This is a genomic window from Neorhizobium galegae (assembly GCF_017877135.1).
Classification (GTDB): Bacteria; Pseudomonadota; Alphaproteobacteria; order Rhizobiales; family Rhizobiaceae; genus Neorhizobium; species Neorhizobium galegae_A.
The window spans coordinates 592555-610674 of sequence record NZ_JAGIPH010000001.1 but is presented as its reverse complement, the minus strand read 5'-3'; the positions used below and the strand labels follow the sequence as shown (position 1 = coordinate 610674).

Annotated in this window: 18 protein-coding genes; 10 read left to right on the top strand and 8 right to left on the bottom strand. The window is 62.5% G+C overall.

Going from position 1 to position 18120, the window contains the following annotated elements; translation table 11 throughout:
* Positions 1-2 precede the first annotated feature (2 nt).
* Positions 3-1301, bottom strand: coding sequence for a M16 family metallopeptidase (locus J2858_RS03085; protein WP_210103267.1), 1299 nt, complete (start codon positions 1299-1301; stop codon positions 3-5).
* Positions 1302-1328: 27 nt separating this feature from the next.
* On the bottom strand, positions 1329-2726 hold the full coding sequence (thrC, locus tag J2858_RS03080) for a threonine synthase (protein WP_210103266.1): 1398 nt from the start codon (positions 2724-2726) through the stop codon (positions 1329-1331).
* Positions 2727-2997: 271 nt separating this feature from the next.
* On the opposite strand from thrC, the gene J2858_RS03075 reads away from it, so the two are divergent.
* Both J2858_RS03075 and J2858_RS03070 read left to right on the top strand, forming a co-directional pair.
* Positions 2998-3567 (top strand): PilZ domain-containing protein, encoded by a 570-nt coding sequence (locus tag J2858_RS03075; RefSeq protein WP_210103265.1) that lies wholly within the window; start codon positions 2998-3000, stop codon positions 3565-3567.
* A gap of 306 nt (positions 3568-3873) precedes the next feature.
* The gene (locus J2858_RS03070) at positions 3874-6585 is read left to right on the top strand and encodes an autotransporter outer membrane beta-barrel domain-containing protein (protein ID WP_210103264.1); all 2712 of its coding nucleotides are present in this window, start codon (positions 3874-3876) and stop codon (positions 6583-6585) included.
* A gap of 50 nt (positions 6586-6635) precedes the next feature.
* On the opposite strand, the gene J2858_RS03065 is transcribed toward J2858_RS03070, so the two are convergent.
* Positions 6636-7322, bottom strand: a complete 687-nt coding sequence (locus tag J2858_RS03065) for an HAD family hydrolase (RefSeq protein WP_210103263.1) — start codon at positions 7320-7322, stop codon at positions 6636-6638.
* A gap of 130 nt (positions 7323-7452) precedes the next feature.
* Positions 7453-8148: an ArsR/SmtB family transcription factor gene (locus J2858_RS03060; protein WP_210103262.1), complete on the bottom strand. Its 696-nt coding sequence runs from the start codon at positions 8146-8148 to the stop codon at positions 7453-7455.
* 72 nt (positions 8149-8220) lie between these two features.
* Here J2858_RS03060 and J2858_RS03055 point away from each other — a divergent pair, with 72 nt between their 5' ends.
* Together J2858_RS03055 and J2858_RS03050 are read left to right on the top strand one after the other, a co-directional pair.
* Complete coding sequence (locus J2858_RS03055) at positions 8221-8550, top strand: NIPSNAP family protein (protein WP_210103261.1); 330 nt, start codon at positions 8221-8223, stop codon at positions 8548-8550.
* Positions 8547-8879, top strand: a complete 333-nt coding sequence (locus J2858_RS03050; RefSeq protein ID WP_210103260.1) for an antibiotic biosynthesis monooxygenase family protein — start codon at positions 8547-8549, stop codon at positions 8877-8879. Before J2858_RS03055 ends, J2858_RS03050 begins: the two co-directional genes overlap by 4 nt.
* Before the next feature lie 7 nt (positions 8880-8886).
* Here the strand turns inward: J2858_RS03050 and J2858_RS03045 are convergent, their stop codons facing one another.
* Positions 8887-9213, bottom strand: a complete 327-nt coding sequence (locus J2858_RS03045) for a HepT-like ribonuclease domain-containing protein (RefSeq protein WP_348635439.1) — start codon at positions 9211-9213, stop codon at positions 8887-8889.
* 11 nt (positions 9214-9224) lie between these two features.
* On the bottom strand, positions 9225-9521 hold the full coding sequence (locus J2858_RS03040) for a nucleotidyltransferase family protein (protein ID WP_210104111.1): 297 nt from the start codon (positions 9519-9521) through the stop codon (positions 9225-9227).
* A gap of 144 nt (positions 9522-9665) precedes the next feature.
* Between J2858_RS03040 and J2858_RS03035 the strand changes: the two genes are divergently transcribed.
* Together J2858_RS03035 and J2858_RS03030 are read left to right on the top strand one after the other, a co-directional pair.
* Positions 9666-10796 carry a site-specific DNA-methyltransferase gene (locus J2858_RS03035; RefSeq protein ID WP_210103258.1) on the top strand — a complete coding sequence of 377 codons (1131 nt, stop codon included), beginning with the start codon at positions 9666-9668 and terminating at the stop codon, positions 10794-10796.
* A gap of 669 nt (positions 10797-11465) precedes the next feature.
* The gene (locus J2858_RS03030; RefSeq protein WP_210103257.1) at positions 11466-12557 is read left to right on the top strand and encodes an acyltransferase family protein; all 1092 of its coding nucleotides are present in this window, start codon (positions 11466-11468) and stop codon (positions 12555-12557) included.
* A gap of 11 nt (positions 12558-12568) precedes the next feature.
* Here the strand turns inward: J2858_RS03030 and J2858_RS03025 are convergent, their stop codons facing one another.
* Together J2858_RS03025 and mutY are read right to left on the bottom strand one after the other, a co-directional pair.
* Positions 12569-13183, bottom strand: a complete 615-nt coding sequence (locus tag J2858_RS03025) for an HAD family hydrolase (protein WP_210103256.1) — start codon at positions 13181-13183, stop codon at positions 12569-12571.
* Between the two features lie 53 nt (positions 13184-13236).
* The gene (gene mutY / locus J2858_RS03020; protein WP_210103255.1) at positions 13237-14322 is read right to left on the bottom strand and encodes an A/G-specific adenine glycosylase; all 1086 of its coding nucleotides are present in this window, start codon (positions 14320-14322) and stop codon (positions 13237-13239) included.
* Positions 14323-14393: 71 nt separating this feature from the next.
* Here mutY and J2858_RS03015 point away from each other — a divergent pair, with 71 nt between their 5' ends.
* The 4 genes from J2858_RS03015 to J2858_RS03000 all read left to right on the top strand — a co-directional run bounded on the left by J2858_RS03015 (position 14394) and on the right by J2858_RS03000 (position 17871).
* Positions 14394-15143, top strand: coding sequence for a glycosyltransferase family 25 protein (locus tag J2858_RS03015; RefSeq protein ID WP_210103254.1), 750 nt, complete (start codon positions 14394-14396; stop codon positions 15141-15143).
* Positions 15144-15236: 93 nt separating this feature from the next.
* Positions 15237-16460: an O-antigen ligase family protein gene (locus J2858_RS03010; RefSeq protein ID WP_210103253.1), complete on the top strand. Its 1224-nt coding sequence runs from the start codon at positions 15237-15239 to the stop codon at positions 16458-16460.
* A gap of 5 nt (positions 16461-16465) precedes the next feature.
* Positions 16466-16963, top strand: a complete 498-nt coding sequence (locus J2858_RS03005; protein ID WP_210103252.1) for a DUF721 domain-containing protein — start codon at positions 16466-16468, stop codon at positions 16961-16963.
* Positions 16964-17166: 203 nt separating this feature from the next.
* Positions 17167-17871, top strand: a complete 705-nt coding sequence (locus J2858_RS03000) for a DsbA family protein (protein ID WP_210103251.1) — start codon at positions 17167-17169, stop codon at positions 17869-17871.
* Positions 17872-18120: the final 249 nt, after the last annotated feature.

The window sequence follows — 18120 nt, the reverse complement described above, 5'->3', positions numbered from 1 at the left end:
GCTCAGCCGATTGCCTTGTGTCGCCCGACGTCCGGCGCCGACAGCGCCGCCGTGATGTCCGACAGCGAGGCCAGCTTTTCAACCGGGCCGATGGCGGACAGCGTCGGAACTGTATCGAAAAACAGCCGTCCGGCAAGATCGGTCAGTCGCGAAGTCGTGATGCCTTCCAGCCTTTCCATCATTTCCGCATTCGGAATGATCCGGCCGTAGAGGATCATCTGGCGGGCGATCTGGCCGGCGCGAGCGGCCGGACTTTCCTGGCCCATCAGTAGCTGGGCGCGGATCTGCGCGCGGGCGCGGTCAATTTCCTGCTGGTGGATCACTTCGGAGGACTTGCGCAGCTCGTCGATGATGACGGGGACCAGTTCCGGCAGGTCTTCACCGCCGGTCGCCGCATGGATGCCGAATATGCCTGTATCGGAAAAGCCCCAGTGGAAGGCATAGACCGAATAGCAGAGGCCGCGATGCTCGCGCACTTCCTGGAACAGGCGCGATGACATGCCGCCGCCCAGAATATTGGCCAGAATCTGCGAGCAGTAGAAATCGCGCATGTGATACGCCTTGCCCTCGAAGCCGAGAAGCAGCTGCGTGTCCATGAGGTCGCGGGTTTCGCGCACGTCGCCACCGAGATAGCGCGCGGGCTCGAAGATCGGTGTGGTTGCGGGTTTCGTCGGCAGCAGCGAAAAGCGGTCCTCGACCTGCTTGACCAGCGTGTCGTGATCGACGGCGCCGGCTGCCACGATGAACATTCGGTCCGTCGTGTAATTGCGCGACAGATACCCGCGGATCTGGTCCGGCGTGAAGGATTTGACCGTTTCCGGCGTGCCGAGAATGGGCCTGCCGATAGTCTGGTCGCGGTAGGCGACCTCGGAGAAGCGGTCGAACACCACATCGTCGGGCGTATCGTTTGCCGCGCCGATTTCCTGCAGGATGACGTGCTTTTCGCGTTCCAGCTCGTCCTCGTCGAAGGCCGATTCGGTCAGGATATCGGCCAGGATGTCGATGGCGAGCGGCACATGGTCTTTGAGCACGCGGGCATAATAGGACGTGGTTTCCGTCGAGGTGGCGGCGTTGAGTTCGCCGCCGACATTCTCGATCTGCTCGGCAATGTCGCGCGCCGAGCGGCGCGCCGTGCCCTTGAAGGCCATGTGTTCGAGAAGATGGGCGATGCCGTGCTCGTCGCTCGTCTCGTTGCGGGCGCCGGATTTGATCCAGACACCGAGCGCCACGCTTTCCAGATGCGGCATGTTCTGGGTTACGACAGTCAACCCGGAGGCAAGCCGGGTGATTTCAACATTCATTGTCGGTCTTTCCGGCGCTGCAGCCTTTTAAGCCTTCGCCCGCGCATGCTGGCCGATATAGGTCTCGACCGCCTTAAGCTCGGGTTCCAACAGGTCGAAGCGCTCCTCCCTCGTCATCAAATCAGCGAGCCATGATGGGAGCGCCGGATGAATTCCGCAAGCGGATTCTACCGAGGCGGGGAACTTGGCCGGGTGGGCGGTGGCCAGCGTCACCATCGGGCTTGCGGGCTTTGCATATTTCGCCGCGACGAAAACGCCGGTCGCCGTATGCGGATCGAGAAGGTAACCGGTGGCGGACAAGGTCGCGCGGATCGTTTCGGCCACCTGCTTCTGCGTGGCGCGGCCGGCGCGGAAGTCGCGGCGGATCACCTTCAGCGCCTCGGCCTCGATCTCGAAGGCGCCGGACTGGCGAAGGCCGGACATGGCGGTGCGCACAGCCCCTGCATCGCGTCCATAGGCTTCAAACAGCAGGCGCTCGAAATTGGACGAGATCTGGATGTCCATGGAGGGCGAGGTCGTGGCCATCACCGGCTTCATCTCGTAGCGCCCGGTCCGCAGCGTGCGGGCGAGGATGTCGTTGTCATTGGTGGCAATCACCAGCCGGTCAATGGGCAGACCCATGCGCTTGGCCACATAGCCGGCAAAGATATCTCCGAAATTGCCGGTCGGCACCGTGAACGACACTTTCCGGTCCGGCGCGCCGAGCGAGACGGCAGTGGTAAAGAAATACACCACCTGCGCCATGATGCGTCCCCAGTTGATGGAGTTGACACCCGACAGTTTCACGCCTTCGCGGAAGGGGACGTCGTTGAACATCGCCTTCACCAGGTCCTGGCAATCGTCGAAATTGCCGTTCAGGGACAGTGCATGGACATTCGCATGGCCGGACGTCGTCATCTGGCGCTGCTGCACGGCAGAGACCTTGCCATGGGGAAAGAGGATGAAGAGATCGGTGCGCTCGCGCCCGCCAAAGGCATCGATGGCAGCGCCACCGGTATCGCCCGAGGTTGCGCCGACAATGGTGGCGCGCTCATCCCGTTCGGCCAGCACATAGTCCATCAGCCGGGCGAGCAGCTGCATCGCCACGTCCTTGAAGGCAAGCGTCGTGCCGTGGAAAAGCTCGGCGACGAAATCATTCGGGCCGACCTGCACCAACGGCACCACGGCCGGGTGCCGGAAGGTGGCATAGGCCTCGTCGATCATCTTGCGCAGGGCTTCGCCCTGAATTTCCCCATCGACGAAGACGGACAGGATGGTGAAGGCCACGTCCTGGTAGGATTTGCCACGGAAGGCCCGGATATCTTTCTTCGACAGCTGCGGCCATTCGCGCGGCAGGTAAAGCCCGCCGTCGCGGGCAAGGCCCGCCAGAAGCGCATCGCGAAAACCGAGAGCGGGTGCATCGCCGCGAGTAGAAATATATTCCAAGATATCTGTCCCAGGGTGGCGTGTTCATCTGTCCGTGCCGGACGGCGGCGCAGGCTTTCGAAGGAGACGGCACAAGCGCACTCTCGTCTTCTGTCGCGAAGGGCTCACCTTGGCCAAATCCGGCCAGTCTCCCCCAAACAACGCGTCAGACAAAATTCGGCTGCAATCCCAATCGATTTTTCCGTGCGCCGCTGATATAGACCATCGAAATTGGCCGTGAAAGCCCGGAATGCCTATTCAGGGACGGTTGGGAAGAAAAGGGTTGCATTACGTGTCTGGCAAGTCATCGCTCAAGTTTGTCTCGGTTTCGCTTCTTGCAATTCTTGCCGGCTGCAATTCCTCGGGAACATCGGCCGGCCTTGCGCCTGCCCAGCCTGCCGCCGCTCCGGTCGCGCCTGTCGTGCAGGCCTATTGCCCGCCCGTCGTGCTGCGGGACGAAACGGCGGTGCGCAGTTCCTATACCGGCAATGCCAAGGAAGATCCGGACAAGCTGATCTACCGCGCCTCGCTTGCCGATGCGACCCGCGCCTGCACGGCAAACGAAGCGACCATGACGATCAATGTCGTGGCGCAGGGCCGCCTCATCCTCGGCCCGGCCGGGAAATCCGGCCGCGTGACGCTGCCGATCCTGGTGGAAGTGGTCGATGGCGACAATGTCATCTATTCGCAAAAGGTCAGCTATCCGGTGGATGTGCCGGCCGAAGGATCGACGCAGTTCATCTTCAACAAGGCCGATGTTTCCATCCCGAACACGGCCGCCAGCGGCGATGCCCGCTTCACCCGCGTTCGTCTCGGCTTCGACGACGGGTCCGTGGCAAAGCCGGCGCGCAAGAAGCGCTGATCCCGCAGCCCCCGAGGCCAGCCGATCTTGCCCCCCGGTGATCATCGGGGGGATTTTCCTTTGAGATTTTTTACCCGGCGCGCAGTCTTGCCCCTGCGCGCCCGATTGCCATCGGCAGAGCTTGAAAGGGCAGGGGCGTGGGTATCCTGCGCCGGCCGTCACCTGCGGCCTCGCGTGCTGTTCCTGAAATGTGACAGATACACTTGCATTTCCGATAATTTAAGCAAGCGTTAACCCTTCAATTCTAGGTTCAACTGATCGGCGGGAGCGATATGGCTTCAAAGATCTGATCGGGGGAGGCAGAACATGGCGGGCAGACGGGAACCGTTGAGGCCATGCCTGCGGCTTTCCACGGCGCTTGTGTCCGGCCTTGCCCTGCTGCCCGGCGTCGATGCGCTGGCCCAATCGGCGCCGGCGCAGTGGACCGGCAATGCCGGAACCACATTTTCCGATGGCGGCAACTGGTCGACGGCCCCTCTGGCGCCGGGAGCCGGCGACGCGGCCGAGATTGCAAGCGGCGTTGCCATCGTCTCGCCGGATGCCGCCGTTGAAACCCTTGCGGTTAGCGGCGGCACGCTTCGCGTTCAGGATCAGCTGACGGTCGGCAATGGCACTCTTTTGAGTGCCGGGCAGATCGAGGTTTTGGTCGGCGGAACCCTGTCTTCCGGCCTCACGGTCACGGGCGGGGTGCTCTCCGTCTCGGGCCTGCTGGACGGCGATCTCGTCCTCATGGGCGGCAGCGCCGTCAATGACGGCGCAATTTCGGGCGACACGACGGTTTCCAATGCCCCTCTGACCAATAACGGCACGCTGGCCGGGCTCACCGTCGAGACCGGCGGCATCGTCATCAACAATGCGACCGGCACGATTACCGGCGATACGGTCGTGTCTGCCGGCAGCCTCACCAACAACGGCACGGCGGCAGATGTGAGCGTTTCCTCCGGCGCGATCTTCGTCAACAACAGCGGGGCAGTGGCGGGTGGTCTTGCCAATGCCGGCACCGCCTCCAATGCCGGCACGCTCACAACGCTTGCCAATACGGGCGGCAGTTTCACCAACAATTCCGGGGGCGTGGTCACGGGCGCAACGCAGGTGTCCGGCGGCACCGTCACCAACAATGCCACGCTTGGCGCGGTCTCGGTGGATGCGGCGGGCATCTTCACCAACAATACCGGGGCGACAGCCGGCGCGGTGTCAAATGCCGGCACGGCCTCCAATGCCGGGACGATCGCGTCGCTGTCCAACACGGGTGGCGTCTTCACCAACAATGGCGGCGGCACGGTGACGGGCACGACCACGGTGCTTGGCGGCACGCTTACCAACAACGCAGGCCTTGCGAATGTCGCCGTCGCAAGCGATGGCCGCGTCGTCAACAATACCGGCGCCACGACCGGTGCCGTCTCCAATGCCGGCAATTTTTCCAACGGCGGCACGGTCGCGTCGCTGACCAATACCGATGGCCTGTTTGAAAACAGCGGGACGATTACCGGATCAGCCAGCGTATCGGGCGGCATGCTGGTCAATGACGGAACGGTTGCCGGCACGCTGTTCGTCTCGGGCACCGGCATCCTGTCCGGCACCGGCAGCATCGGCCTTCTGTCTGTCGGGGCGGGCGGCATCCTTTCGCCGGGGCCGGGGCTTGCGACGCTATCCGTCACCGGCGACCTGACGCTCGGCGCGGGCTCAACCTATGTGGCCGATATTGCCTCCACCGGTGCCTCCGATCTGGTGAGCGTCGGCGGGACGGCGCAGCTTTCCGGCGCGACCCTGCAGCTTGTCGCGGCAAGCCAAGTCTATCAGCCGGGCACCGGCTACACGGTTCTGACCGCCAATGCCATCTCGGGCCAGTTCTCCTCGGTCATTTCCGATTTTGCCTTCCTGTCGCCTCTCCTGACCTATGGCGCAACGCAGGTCAGCGTCGATCTCGACCGCAATGCCGTCTCGTTCGCCTCGCTTGCGCAAACGGCAAACGGGCGGGCGGCAGCGTCTGCGGCAGATGCGCTTTCCGCGACCGATCCGCTCTATCTGGCCGCCGTGTCGCTGTCGCGCTCCGAGGCGCCCGGCGCCTTCGAGCAGCTGGACGGCGATCTGCACGCCTCGCTCAAATCCACCCTTCTGGAAGACAGCCAGTTCCTGCGCGATCAACTGCTGGAGCGCATGCGCACCGATGAAGCGGGCAAGGATACGTTCTGGGCGGCCGTCTTCGGTGCAAGGACGCATATGGGAAGCGACGGCAATGCCGAGGAGGTGAAAAGCCGGCTCACCGGCGCACTCATCGGCGCCGACGGGATCCTGTTCGACAATGACCGTTTTGACGGCGCCCGCGTCGGCGTCGTGGTCGGGGCAAGCCGAAAGACCGTCACAGAACCCGAAAGCGGCGATAGCGCCGACGTCGACAGCTATCATGCCGGGCTTTATGCCAGCACCTGGCTCGGTCCGATCACGGTCAGCGCCGGTGCGGCCTGGTCCGGCAACCTGGCCTCCGTCGACCGACAGGTGAATTTCGGCTCCGTCTCGAACAATCTCACCAGCGATGACGACAGCGATACCGCGCAGGTGTTTGCCGAAGTGTCGACGGATCTTCGCGCCGGCGACATGACCACCCTGCAGCCCTTTGCCAACATCGCCCATGTGCGCCTCTACTCCGATGGTTTTGCGGAGGAGGGCGGCATTGCGGCGCTGACGGGCAGACGAAGCGAGGATGAGGCGACGCTGACGACACTTGGCATCCGCACCGCCACCACCTTTGCGATGGGGTCCGTGCCGGTGACGCTGACCGGCGAACTCGGCTGGCGCCATTCGATCGGCGATGTGTCGCCGGCAACCGAGGTCGGCTATGCCGGCGGCTCGTCGTTCAGCATCGAGGGCGTACCGCTTGCCCGCGATGCGGTGATCCTGAAGGCCGGGATCGAGGCGCAACTTGCCCCGGCCATCCGCCTCACGCTCAACTGGAACGGCCTTTTCTCCGACCATATGGTCAGCAATCGCGCGACCATCCTGCTCGCCGGCTCTTTCTGACCGCGGCTAGCGCCGTCAGGACGGGTTGATCCCGCCGTTCCGGGCAGCTGTTAAACGACGACCCATTCGGCAAGAGCCGCAATCGTCGCCGGCAGGTCGCTCATGCGGGCAATGACGGTCTCGGCGCCGGCATCGGTCAGCCGGTCGGCATGGCTCGGATAGGTGTGCGAGGCACCGGTAAAGCCGATGACGCGGCAGCCGGCGGCAACCGCACCGTGGACGCCATGCACCGAATCCTCGATCACCACGGCGCGCTCCGGCGCAACGCCGAACACGCTGAGCGCATGCTGGAAAATATCGGGCTTAGGCTTCACCCGGTCGGGGCCGAGATCCTTGGCCGAAAACACGTTCGGCTCGAAATAGGGTTTCAGCCCCACCTTGGTCAGCATCATGTCCAGCCGCTGGCTTGAGGAGTTCGAGCAGATGCAGCTTTGCGTCGTCAGCTTGGAGAGCGCGAATTTGACGCCCTCGATCACCTTCACGTCGCGGGCGAGGCGAGCATCCAAGAGCTTTTCCGACTTGTCGATGAGGGTGGCCGACAGCGGAATATCCGCTTCCTTTTCGATGGCCAGAAGAATGTTCTTCCAGGTCATGCCGGCAAAGCGCTCGCCCATTTCCTCGACGCTGATCGGGTAGCCGGCTTCCGTCAGCAGGCGCGATTCCACCTGCGCCGCAATGATTTCCGAATCGACCAGAACGCCGTCGCAGTCGAAGATGATGAGGTCGAAACCGCTCATGATGAAAAGCTCTTCTACGTGTTGCGGGCCGTAAGCCGGCCCTTTTGGGGAAAATGCCGCTAGCGCCTGACTTGCCACCTACACGAGGCAGGTGTTTTTCACAATCGCGGATCAGGCGTGACTTCAGCGATCAGGCCGCTTCAGCGTCCTTGACCGGAAACAGGGCAAGAAAACGGCTTTTGCCCTTCGCGGTGAACAGAATGGCGCGGCTGCCGGGCTGGCGCCTCGCAAGGCCCGTCTCAAGAAAATGCGCCAGAAGCGCCTTGCCAAGCGTCCCCGCCAGATGCGAGCGCCGTTCGCTCCAGTCGAGGCAGGCCTTGCAGAGCGGCCGGCGCGGCGAGGCAAGTCCATCTACATCAATGCCCATGTCGCAGATGAAGGTTTTGCCCCGCGCAGTCAGGTCGAGAGCCTCGCCATCGGCTTCGATCGCGCCATGCTCAAACAGGCTGTCGAGCATGCGCACGCCAAAATCGCCGGCCAGATGGTCGTAGCAGATGCGCGCCTGCCGCAGCGCCGGGTCCTTCGGGCCGGGCCGGTGGCGCAGATGCCCGCGGCTGGCGGCAAAGCCCATGATGGTTTCCAGAAGCGCTGCCGTTTCCGGGGCAAGCGCAAAATAGCGGTGGCGGCCCTGCTTGCGCTGGTTGAGGAGCCCGCCGTCCTCGAGCTTGGACAGGTGCGCGCTTGCCGTCGGCAGGCTCACGCCGGCCGCCTGCGCCAGCTCGCTTGCGGTCAGCGCCTCACCGCCCATCAGCACGGTGAGCATATTGGCGCGGGCGGGATCGCCGATCAGCGTTCCGATGCGGGCAATGTCTGGTCCTTCTTTCATGCTTCGATGGTAGACGAAGCATTGCCGTGGCGCAACGGGGCATGATGCACCATCTTCAACGGAGAGACATTCATGATCACCTGCTTCATCCGCTATGACATCGACCCCTTCAAGGGCGATGCCTTTGCCGCCTATGCCAAAGCCTGGGGGCAGGCCATTCCCCGCTGCGGTGCCGATCTCATCGGCTATTTCGGCCCGCATGAGGGCTCTGCGACGACCGCCTACGGCGTCTATAACATCGAAAACCTCGCCGCCTACGAAGCCTATCGGGCGCGGCTGCGGGACGATCCGCTCGGCCGCGAAAACTATGAATTTGCCAGGCGCGAACGGTTCATCCTGAAGGAGGACCGGCTGTTCCTCAAAAACCTGTCGCTGCCGCACGGCCCGAAGGTTTCGGCATGATCGCCGTCATCTTCGAGGTGGTGCCCTATCTGGGCGAACGCCACCGCTATCTTGATCTTGCCGGCGCGCTGCGCGTCGAGCTGGAACAGATCGACGGGTTTATTTCCATCGAGCGTTTCGAAAGCCTGACCCTGCGCGGCAAGATCCTGTCGCTCTCCTTCTGGCGCGACGAGGAGGCGGTGAAGGCCTGGCGCAATGTCGAGGCGCACCGGGCCGCCCAGCGCGAGGGGCGCGCAACCCTCTTTGCCGATTACCGCCTGCGCATCGGCCATGTGCTGCGCGACTATGGCATGTTCGAGCGGGGCGAGGCGCCGGGGAAGGGGGAGTAGGCTGACTTCAAATCCGCGCTCTGAAACGGATCAAGGCTGCCTTCAATGTTGGAAGGTCGCTGATGGCAAGATCCCAGATGACTTCGGCAGCAATGCGATGGTACTCGTGGCGCAGGACATTTCCCACGCCACGAACCCGCTTCCAGGGGATGTCGGGTTCGGTCGCCACGAGGTCATCGGGAAGATGCCGAGAAGCCTCGGAGAGGATCTCGATCGCTCTTTCGATACCCATCCTGAGAAGCCATTCGGAGGCCAGATGATCAAACGTCCGGTCGGCCAGCGATGTTTCGATCCGCTCGATCGTTTCCAGCATCTCGTCAAGGACGATCGTCACGTCCCGGGGCATCAAAAGACCTGAACTGCTGTTTGCTCTATCCGCGCACGCAGTCTTGGATGCAGGCTGTTGCGGGTTGTCACATCCACGTCCAACCGCAACTCTTCCTCCAGGAAAAGCTTGAGGCCGACCAGATCGAAAAGAGAGAATTTGCGGGACGCGTCGTAATCGATGAACAGATCCAGGTCGCTCTCATCCCTGGCCTCGTCCCGCGCCACCGAGCCGAACAGGTAAAGCGAGGTTGCGCCGAGGGCCCGTATGGCCTCAGCCCGTTCGCGCAGCAATCGGATCGCATCCTGTTTCCTCATGCCGTTAACATAATCCGATCCCGGCATTGCCGCCATCCTGATTATTTCTGCGCTTTTGAGGTCTCCGCTTCAGGGTTTGGTAACCAAACTAGGTAACCATAACAGTCAGTAAACGTATCCGAGTAAGCGTACAGCGAGTATCAGATGGCAGCCGTTCTCCCGCTTGTAGACCTGAAGGCCGAAGTGCGTCCCGACGCCTGGCTCAACTCCATCATCAAGGGCGATTGCGTGGCCGCCCTGGATGCGCTTCCCGATCAGTCCGTCGACGTGATCTTTGCCGACCCACCCTACAATCTCCAGCTCGGCGGCATGCTGCACCGGCCGGACCAGTCGCTGGTCGATGCGGTCGATGACGAGTGGGATCAGTTCGAAAGTTTCCAGGCCTATGATGCCTTTACCCGCGCCTGGCTGCTCGCCTGCCGGCGCGTGCTGAAGCCGAACGGCACGATCTGGGTGATCGGCTCCTACCACAACATCTTCCGCGTCGGCTCCATGCTGCAGGACCTGCGCTTCTGGCTGTTGAACGATGTGGTGTGGCGCAAGACCAACCCCATGCCGAATTTCAAGGGCCGCCGCTTCCAGAACGCGCATGAGACGCTGATCTGGGCGAGCCGCGATGCGAAAGCCAAGTCCTATACCTTCAACTACGATGCGCTGAAGGCCTCCAACGACGACGTGCAGATGCGCTCCGACTGGCTGTTTCCCATCTGCAGCGGGCACGAACGACTGAAAGGCGATGACGGCAAGAAGGTGCACCCGACGCAGAAGCCGGAAGCGCTTCTCGCGCGCATCATCATGGCTTCCACCAAGCCCGGCGACATCATTCTCGATCCCTTCTTCGGATCGGGCACCACGGGCGCCGTTGCAAAGCGTCTCGGGCGCAATTTCGTCGGCATCGAGCGCGAGCAGGATTACATCGATGCGGCCGCCGAGCGCATTGCCGCCGTCGAGCCGCTTGGCAAGGTGGAACTCACCGTGCTCTCCGGCAAGAAGGCGGAAGTGCGGGTTGCCTTCAACACGCTGGTGGAAAGCGGCATGATCAAGCCCGGCCAGGTGCTGACGGATGCCAAACGCCGCGTCAGCGCCATCGTGCGGGCAGACGGCACGCTGGTCGCCGGCGGAGAGGCTGGCTCCATCCACCGCGTCGGGGCCAAGGTGCAGGGCTTTGATACCTGCAACGGCTGGACCTTCTGGCATTTCGAGGATCAGGGCGTGCTGAAGCCGATCGATGATCTGCGCGCCGTGGTGCGTGCCGGCATGGGCAAGCTCGGCTGAGATTTTTTGGGGGGTGCGGGCCTCCGAGTTGACCCTTGGCGTTCTGGGTTTACCCCCCCCCCTCTGCCTTGCCAGGCATCTCCCCCACATGGGGGAGATCAGCAGAACGGCCGGTTTTCCGGTTGCCGTCTTGCCGAGGTGCGCCTTCGCCTGTTCGCATCCTGGTGATGCCGTTTAGGCAAAACAATGCCACCGGTTGCCCCATCCAATCTCCCCCCGTGTTGCGGGAGATGTCCGGCAGGACAGAGAGCAGCGAACAGGCAGAGCGCCTGTTGCTGCACCCACGTGAAGTCTCAAAAACCTGATTCGCTGCCTCGCCTTTGCCACATCCGGGGTATTGTCTGGTTCCGTCTCATCGCCGAAGACCTGATCCACCGCCTCCGACGATGATATTTTCATCCGGCTCCAGTCCCGGATGGCAGGACGCCCGCGCACGACACTGTGGCGGGCGTTTTTGTTGCCTGACATCTGAAGCGGGCAACACCGCCATATCCGCACGCTGAATTTTCAGTGCCGGACGCCCGTGAAGCTTGCAAATTACCTGCGTCTTGTCGTCTGCGCCCACAGATCTTGGAGGATAGTCGTCGCATGGCCTGTTTGCGAAAAGGCGCCTGTGCTAGCCTCGTTGAGGACGGAAACGGTTATAGTTCATCAATTTAGAAACATGGCATGACGAGCGTAAAAGCAAGCAATGGCAAAATGCTGTATCTGGAGGCGCTGCGCGGTCTTGCCTCCATCATCGTGGTCTTCCACCACTTTTGCCTGGCATTCCTGCCCATCGCGCGGCAGAAATTTCCGGATGGTCTGAGGGGATCGCCGCTTTATTTTGTCATCAATGGCGGTGCCGCGGTCAATTTCTTCTTTGTCCTTTCCGGCTTTGTGCTGGTCTACAAATTCTTCCAGGCACCCAGCCGCAATTATCTCCTGGGTGCATCGCTCAAGCGGTTTCCCCGTCTGTTCCTGCCGGCGGCGGTCACGATCCTGTGCGGCTTTTTGCTGTTGGACAAGGGGCTGGTCTTTCATCGCGAAGCGGCAGCGATCACCGGATCGGAGTGGCTTGCGGCCTTCGCCTACGCCAACCTTCCGGCCGGACATCCGGTCGACGCGCTTGATGCGGTCAGGCAGATGTTCCTGGTGTTCCTCTTGCCGAACAACTTCTATTTCAACAGCAATCTGTGGACGATGCGGCCCGAATATCTCGGGTCCCTCGCAGTCTTTGCCGCAGCGACGGTCGGGTTTCTATCGTCCCGCCACATCGCCTTGCTGGTGCTTGTCCTCTGCGCCGTCTGTTCGGCCCTGTTTGCAAGTTTTCTGCTTCCGTTTCTGGCCGGTGCCATCCTGGCCTATGTCCTTGCACGGTGGCCCCACCTGACGAAGCCGCGGCGGGAATACCCGAAAACCCTGCTCCTCATCGCCGCCGTCGGCATGAGTGTCAGCGACACGCCGATCCAGATCATCGTGTCGCTGGTCCTGATTTGCGGCTTCGTCGTCATGCCCACCATGGCAGGCCGGTTTGCCGGTCCGGTGGGGCGCGGTCTGGGGAAGATCTCCTTCCCCCTCTACCTCGTGCACACGCTGGTCATCCTCAGCCTGTCGAGCTACGCCTTTCTGATCGGCGGCGTTCCGCTTGCGGCCGTTGCCACGGTGGTCGGCAGCGCTCTGGCCATGCTGCCGCTTATCTACCTGGAAGCGTGGTGGGTCCCGTTGCTCAACAGGCTGACCGGAAAAATCCTGGCTCCGCCCGCCCGAAGCGCGGCGTAGATCCGGTTGCCTCACACCGAGATCCCAAACCCTGCCAGATCCGCGCGCAGTTTCTCGGCGCCGGAGAAATGCACCGCCTGCCAGCCGGCGGCCTTTGCGCCTTCGACATTGGCCGGTGCATCGTCGATGAACAGCGTGTGGGCCGGGTCGAGGCCGAAGTTGTTGGCGTGCATGTGGTAGATTTCCACATCCGGCTTGATCAGGAAGATTTCGCCCGAGACGGTGACGCCGCGCGGCGCGTTGAGAAACGGAAAGATGTGTCGCGCTTCGACAAAGGTGTCGGCGGCGAAATTGGTGAGCATCGTCACGTCACGGCCGTCGGCGATCAGTTTTTCCAGGATGGCGACGCTGCCGTCATAGGCATGCGACACCATTTCCGGCCAGTGCTTTCGAAAGGCGCGGATATGCTCGGCGCATTCGGGAAATTTCTGGATCAGTTCGGCTTCGGCCACCGCCCAGTCGCGGCCCCGGTCCTGTTGCAGGTTCCACTCGTGGGTGCAGACGTTTTCAAAGAACCAGCGCCGCTCCTCGGCATCCGGAATGATCCGGCTGAAGGGAATGTTCGGATCGTAATGGATCAGCACCTTGCCGATGTCGAAAACGATGTGCTCGATGGACCGGGGCATCAAAAACTCCTTGGATCAAAAAACATCTCTGCGGGAAGGGGCGGCGGACGGGGTCAGCCGCCGTCCCGCGTGAAAGCAAGCGGAATGGCCTGTGTGATCGCCTTTTTCATCACGGTCGGCAAGGCCTGGCTGTCGAGATCGGTCACCGCGTGCCACCAGCCATTGGTGGCGATCTCCGTTTCGGTGCGCGTGCGAAACACCGTCAGGCGCAGCTCGAAATGGGTAAACACATGCGTGACGACGCCGGCCATCTGCCAGTCGGCATCGAAGGGCGCGTGATCGGGCGTGGATCCGCCGTCGGCCCGTGCGGTCCAGGCGGTCGTCGGTACTTCCGTCATGCCGCCCAGCAGGCCGCTGTCGATGCGCCGGCGCAGGAGTATCCTGCCCTCTTGCGACACCGCCACGAAGGCCGCCCCCTGCCGCACCGGCTTTTCCTTCTTTGCCACCTTCTCCGGAAAGCGCTCCGGATCGTGCTCCTTCAGCGCCAGGCAGTCGCCGTTGAAGGGACAGAGCGCACAGGCCGGGCGTTTGGGCGTGCAGATGGTGGCGCCGAGATCCATCATGGCTTGAGCGAAATCGCCGGGGCGCTCCTCGGGCGTCAGGGCGCGCACCTTTGCCTTCATCGCAGGCTTTGAGCCGGGCAGGGGATCGGAAATCGCGTAAAGCCGCGAGATCACGCGCTCCACATTGCCGTCCATCACGGCAGCGGGTCGATCGAACGCAATGGCGGCAACGGCGGCGGAGGTATAGTCACCGATGCCCGGCAGCGCCCGCAGACCCTCTTCCGTATCGGGAAAGATGCCGGCATGCTCGGCGGCCACCGCTTCGGCGCATTTCTTCAGGTTTCGCGCCCGCGCATAATAGCCAAGCCCCGCCCAGGCGGCCATTACGTCCTCCACCGGGGCGGCCGCCAGATCCTTGACGGTCGGCCACAGCGACAGGAATTTCAGAAAATAAGGCTTGACCGCCTGCACCGTTGTCTGTTGGAGCATCACTTCCGACAGCCAGATGTGGTAGGGGTCGGCTCGCTCGCCACGTGCCTGCCGGAGCGGCGAGACGCGCCAGGGCAGGTCGCGGTGGTGGCGGTCGTACCAGGCAAGCAGCGCGGCTGTGAGGCTTGGGTAAGGTGAAATGGGCATGGAATCCGATATAGGGTTCGAGCGATCGGTTGATCGAGCCCCAGAGATAAAGCGCGGTGACGTTGAAGCCAATGGCGACAGAGACACAATTGCCGGTCCTCCTCATCAACATCGAGCGGGCGGCAGCGAGACGCCGGTTGATCGAGAGCCAGGCTCAGGAACTCGGTATCCGCCTTGTGGCCGTCGCCGGTGTCGATGGCGCAGCGGTGCCGCAGGAGGCATGGCAGGATGTCGACCTCGATCTCTTCCGCCGCCGCAATGGACGTCCGATGATGCCCGGCGAATACGGCTGCTATCGCAGCCACCTCAACGCGCTGGCGCATCTGGTCGAGAGCGGGCAGGAGGCTGCCATCATCATCGAGGATGATGTGGCGCTGTCGCAGGATCTCATGCAGCGAGCCGCGGCCATCGTCGATGCGCTGCCGCAGGATGGTGTCGTCAAGCTGGTCAACCATCGCACGGTCGGCTTCCGCCGCCGGTTTGCAAGCCGTCTTGGCGATCTGGTCGGCTATTCGCGCTTTGGTCCGCAGGGCTCGTCGGCCTGTTACGTGGTGACACGGCGGGCGGCGGAGCGGCTTCTCGTTGGCATGCGCCCTCAATCGCTGCCGCTCGACAGTGCGCTGGAACGATCCTGGGATCACGGCGTGCCGGTCTATACGACGGCCAGCAATGTCATCGATTTCGGCGCGCTGCGCAATGACACGCTGATTGCAAGCCAGGCGGATTATCGGGGCCTGAAGCTTCGGGGTCTGCAAAAGCTGCCGACTCATCTGTTTCGGGTGCGCGAAGCGCTGCGCCGCGCCCGCTACACCTTATTTTGATCCGCTATGCCTGCCATTGTGGCATCGGCGCTCTAGGTTGGCACCTTCAGCCGCAGGCAACGTTGTGAAAGAAACTGCCCCCGCATGATTGCGATGAAACAATCCCTCCTTTTTCGACGCCGCGTCGATCTGTGGCTTATGGGACTGGCTTGCGTCCTCTTTCCGCTCTACATCAGCGGCACTGTCGGCATTCTCGGCCTGTCTGGCGTGTCGGGCCTCTATGTCGCGTTTTCCAGGCGCGATCGGCTGCACGACCATGTCTTCAGCGCCTATGGTTTCGTCCTGCTCTATGTCTTCTGGGCCTTGCTGCTGATTGCGCTTCGCCATCAATTGGAAGCAGGAAACCGACAGATGGGGTTCATGATCCTGCTGGCCGGCCTTACCTTCATCGGACCCGGCCTCTGTCTCGTGCGCCGCCCCTTGCGGGTGCTGGTGCTGGGCACACGGATCGGGACGCTTGCCGCCCTGCCGCTGACACTTGCGGCGGTTGCCTATTTCCGGCCGCAAGAGCGGTATGACGGGGGCGGAAACGCCGCCATCGTGGCGCTGCTTTTGGCCCTTGGAGCGATCTGCGCCACAATCCGGCTGGAGCGCCCGCCGCGCCTGCTGGCCAACGGGCTTCATTATCTGGCAATTGCCTGTATCTCGGTGTTCATGACGGAAACGCGGGCGGTTCTGGTCGTCCTGCCGTTGATCTTCCTCGCCGAGATGGTGTTCCTCAGCCTGCACTGGCGCGCCCCCGTGCGAAGTGGCTGCTATGTCGCGGCCCTCCTTGCCGTCGTCCTTCTTGCGCTGATGCCGCCGGTGCAGGCCATGCTCGCCGAGCGGTTCGGCACGGTTTATTCCTATTATGTCCATGGCGCTCCGGAGGCGGACATGGTGTCCGGCGATATCCGCCTGACGATGTGGCGCTCGGCGGTCGCCGTCATTGCGCAACATCCATTCACCGGTGTCGGAATGATGGACATGTTCGCCCATCTGAAGCGTGTGGCGGGTGAAAATGCGGGGCTGATCGAGGGATTCAAGCACGTCCACAACTTCATTCTCCAGGAACTTCTGGCTAATGGCGTGTTCGGCCTCATGCTCCTGTGCTGCATTCCGGTTGCATTTCTGTGGACGGTGATGCGGCAGTCGGCGCAGAACAGCATGAAGCGGGTGGCGTTTTATTTCTTCCTGACGGTCATGGTGTTTGGCCTTCTCCACGATCCGTTCTACCATGAGCTTTGCATGGCGACGACGATGCTGTTCCTTGCCGCCTATATGGCGCAGTTCCGCCGCTGGCGCATGCTGACGCCGGCCGCCCCGAAAATCGTGTGAGATCGATGAGCAGACGCCCGATACCCCAGCAGATCGCCGAAATCGCCAATGGCCTGATGGACCCGGTGCTGGCACGCCGCGCCGGCATTTCGACTGCCCTTCTCGGTTCCTGGGACGAGATTGCCGGCGAGGAGTTTGCCGATTGCACGCGGCCTGAAAAGATCGCCTGGCCGCGCCGCGACGGTGCGGAAGAGGCGGGGTATCAGGCCGGCGTGCTCACTATTGCCTGCGAGGGCGCGCGCGCTCTGTTTCTGTCCCATGCGCAGGGCGAACTTATCGAGCGCATCAACGGCTTTTTCGGCTTTCCCGCCATTCGCCAGGTGCGCATCGTGCAAAAGCCGGTGAGTGTGGCGGCCCGCCATCGCCGCGCGCCGCAACCGCTGAAGGGCGATGCGGCCAAGCGCCTGTCCGACATGATGGACGGCATCGAAAACGAGGCGCTGCGCCGCGCCGTTACTCGCCTGGGCACCGCCGTTCTGCAGCCGGCGGCCCGCAAGCGGTGACCGAAGCCGCCGACCGCCAAGCTCTTTCCCGCCCTCGCGCAAGTGGCGGTGGGGTTTTCAAGAGACCTCAGGTTTCTTGCATCCATCGCCACTCTGTCACAATTGTTTGAGAAGAGTGGCCTTGGTTGTGCTTGTCGCCGTCTTTGCGGCGCGGTACGGAATTCGTCAGATGTCAGCATTTCATTGAACAATAGGTGTCCTTCATGCCGATCAGCTCCCTTTCTCTTTCCCGGCGCCATCTGATGGGCGGCGTGGCCGCAACCGCCGCAAGCCTGCCGGTCGTCGGCATGGCTTCCAAGGCTTTTGCGGTGGACCTGCCCGATTCGACCGGCTCGGTGGATATGGCAGCCGTGCTGAAGCCCGGTCCGCTGCCGGAAATGGCGCTGGGTGAGGCCAATGCGCCCGTCACCATCGTCGAATACATGTCGATGACCTGCCCGCACTGCGCCCATTTCCACACCACCACCTTCGAGCCGATCAAGCAGAAGTATATCGACACCGGCAAGGTGCGCTTCATCGTGCGCGAATTCCCCTTCGATCCGGTCGCGACGGCTGCCTTCATGCTGGCGCGCTGCAACCCGCAGAAGCCGTCGGAGCTGTCCGATGCCAACACCTATTTCGCCATGGTCTCGATGCTGTTCAAGCAGCAGCGCGCCTGGGCAGCGCCGGCCGACGGCAATGTGCGCGCAGCGCTCCTGCAAAACTCGAAACTTGCCGGTTTTACACAGGAGAGCTTCGAAGCCTGCTTGACGAACCAGAAGCTTCTCGATGATGTGAACGCCACGATGAAGCGTGGTGCCGACGAGTTCAAGGTGAACTCCACGCCCACCTTCCTGATCAATGGCAAACATTATTCTGGAGACATGTCGGTTGAAGTCATGTCTGCCCTCATCGACAGCCTTCTCTGATCCGACCGTTTTCATGACAGCGGGCGCCGGCGAAAGCCGTGCGCCCGTTTTTTATGGGGTGGCGGGGGAGCTTGCGGGCAAGCTGGCGCGTGGGATTACCCGCGATTTACCAGTCCCGTCGGCGGATGAGACTACCCCCCTCTGCCCTGCCGCGCGACCGGGGGCGAGCCGCGGGTCTCGCCCCGTCCTTCGGCCCCCCCTCAAGGGGGGAGATCGGCAGGATCGTTGGCCTCTCGCGTCCATTCTGCC

Bases quoted from the DNA above. Each gene is read 5' to 3' on its own strand.
- J2858_RS03085 (WP_210103267.1), bottom strand. From the start codon at position 1,301: ATGAATGTTGAAATCACCCGGCTTGCCTCCGGGTTGACTGTCGTAACC.
- J2858_RS03070 (WP_210103264.1), top strand. From the start codon at position 3,874: ATGGCGGGCAGACGGGAACCGTTGAGGCCATGCCTGCGGCTTTCCACG.
- J2858_RS03065 (WP_210103263.1), bottom strand. From the start codon at position 7,322: ATGAGCGGTTTCGACCTCATCATCTTCGACTGCGACGGCGTTCTGGTC.
- J2858_RS03060 (WP_210103262.1), bottom strand. From the start codon at position 8,148: ATGAAAGAAGGACCAGACATTGCCCGCATCGGAACGCTGATCGGCGAT.
- J2858_RS03055 (WP_210103261.1), top strand. From the start codon at position 8,221: ATGATCACCTGCTTCATCCGCTATGACATCGACCCCTTCAAGGGCGAT.
- J2858_RS03050 (WP_210103260.1), top strand. From the start codon at position 8,547: ATGATCGCCGTCATCTTCGAGGTGGTGCCCTATCTGGGCGAACGCCAC.
- J2858_RS03040 (WP_210104111.1), bottom strand. From the start codon at position 9,521: ATGAGGAAACAGGATGCGATCCGATTGCTGCGCGAACGGGCTGAGGCC.
- J2858_RS03035 (WP_210103258.1), top strand. From the start codon at position 9,666: ATGGCAGCCGTTCTCCCGCTTGTAGACCTGAAGGCCGAAGTGCGTCCC.
- J2858_RS03030 (WP_210103257.1), top strand. From the start codon at position 11,466: ATGACGAGCGTAAAAGCAAGCAATGGCAAAATGCTGTATCTGGAGGCG.
- J2858_RS03025 (WP_210103256.1), bottom strand. From the start codon at position 13,183: ATGCCCCGGTCCATCGAGCACATCGTTTTCGACATCGGCAAGGTGCTG.
- mutY (WP_210103255.1), bottom strand. From the start codon at position 14,322: ATGCCCATTTCACCTTACCCAAGCCTCACAGCCGCGCTGCTTGCCTGG.
- J2858_RS03015 (WP_210103254.1), top strand. From the start codon at position 14,394: ATGGCGACAGAGACACAATTGCCGGTCCTCCTCATCAACATCGAGCGG.
- J2858_RS03010 (WP_210103253.1), top strand. From the start codon at position 15,237: ATGAAACAATCCCTCCTTTTTCGACGCCGCGTCGATCTGTGGCTTATG.
- J2858_RS03005 (WP_210103252.1), top strand. From the start codon at position 16,466: ATGAGCAGACGCCCGATACCCCAGCAGATCGCCGAAATCGCCAATGGC.
- J2858_RS03000 (WP_210103251.1), top strand. From the start codon at position 17,167: ATGCCGATCAGCTCCCTTTCTCTTTCCCGGCGCCATCTGATGGGCGGC.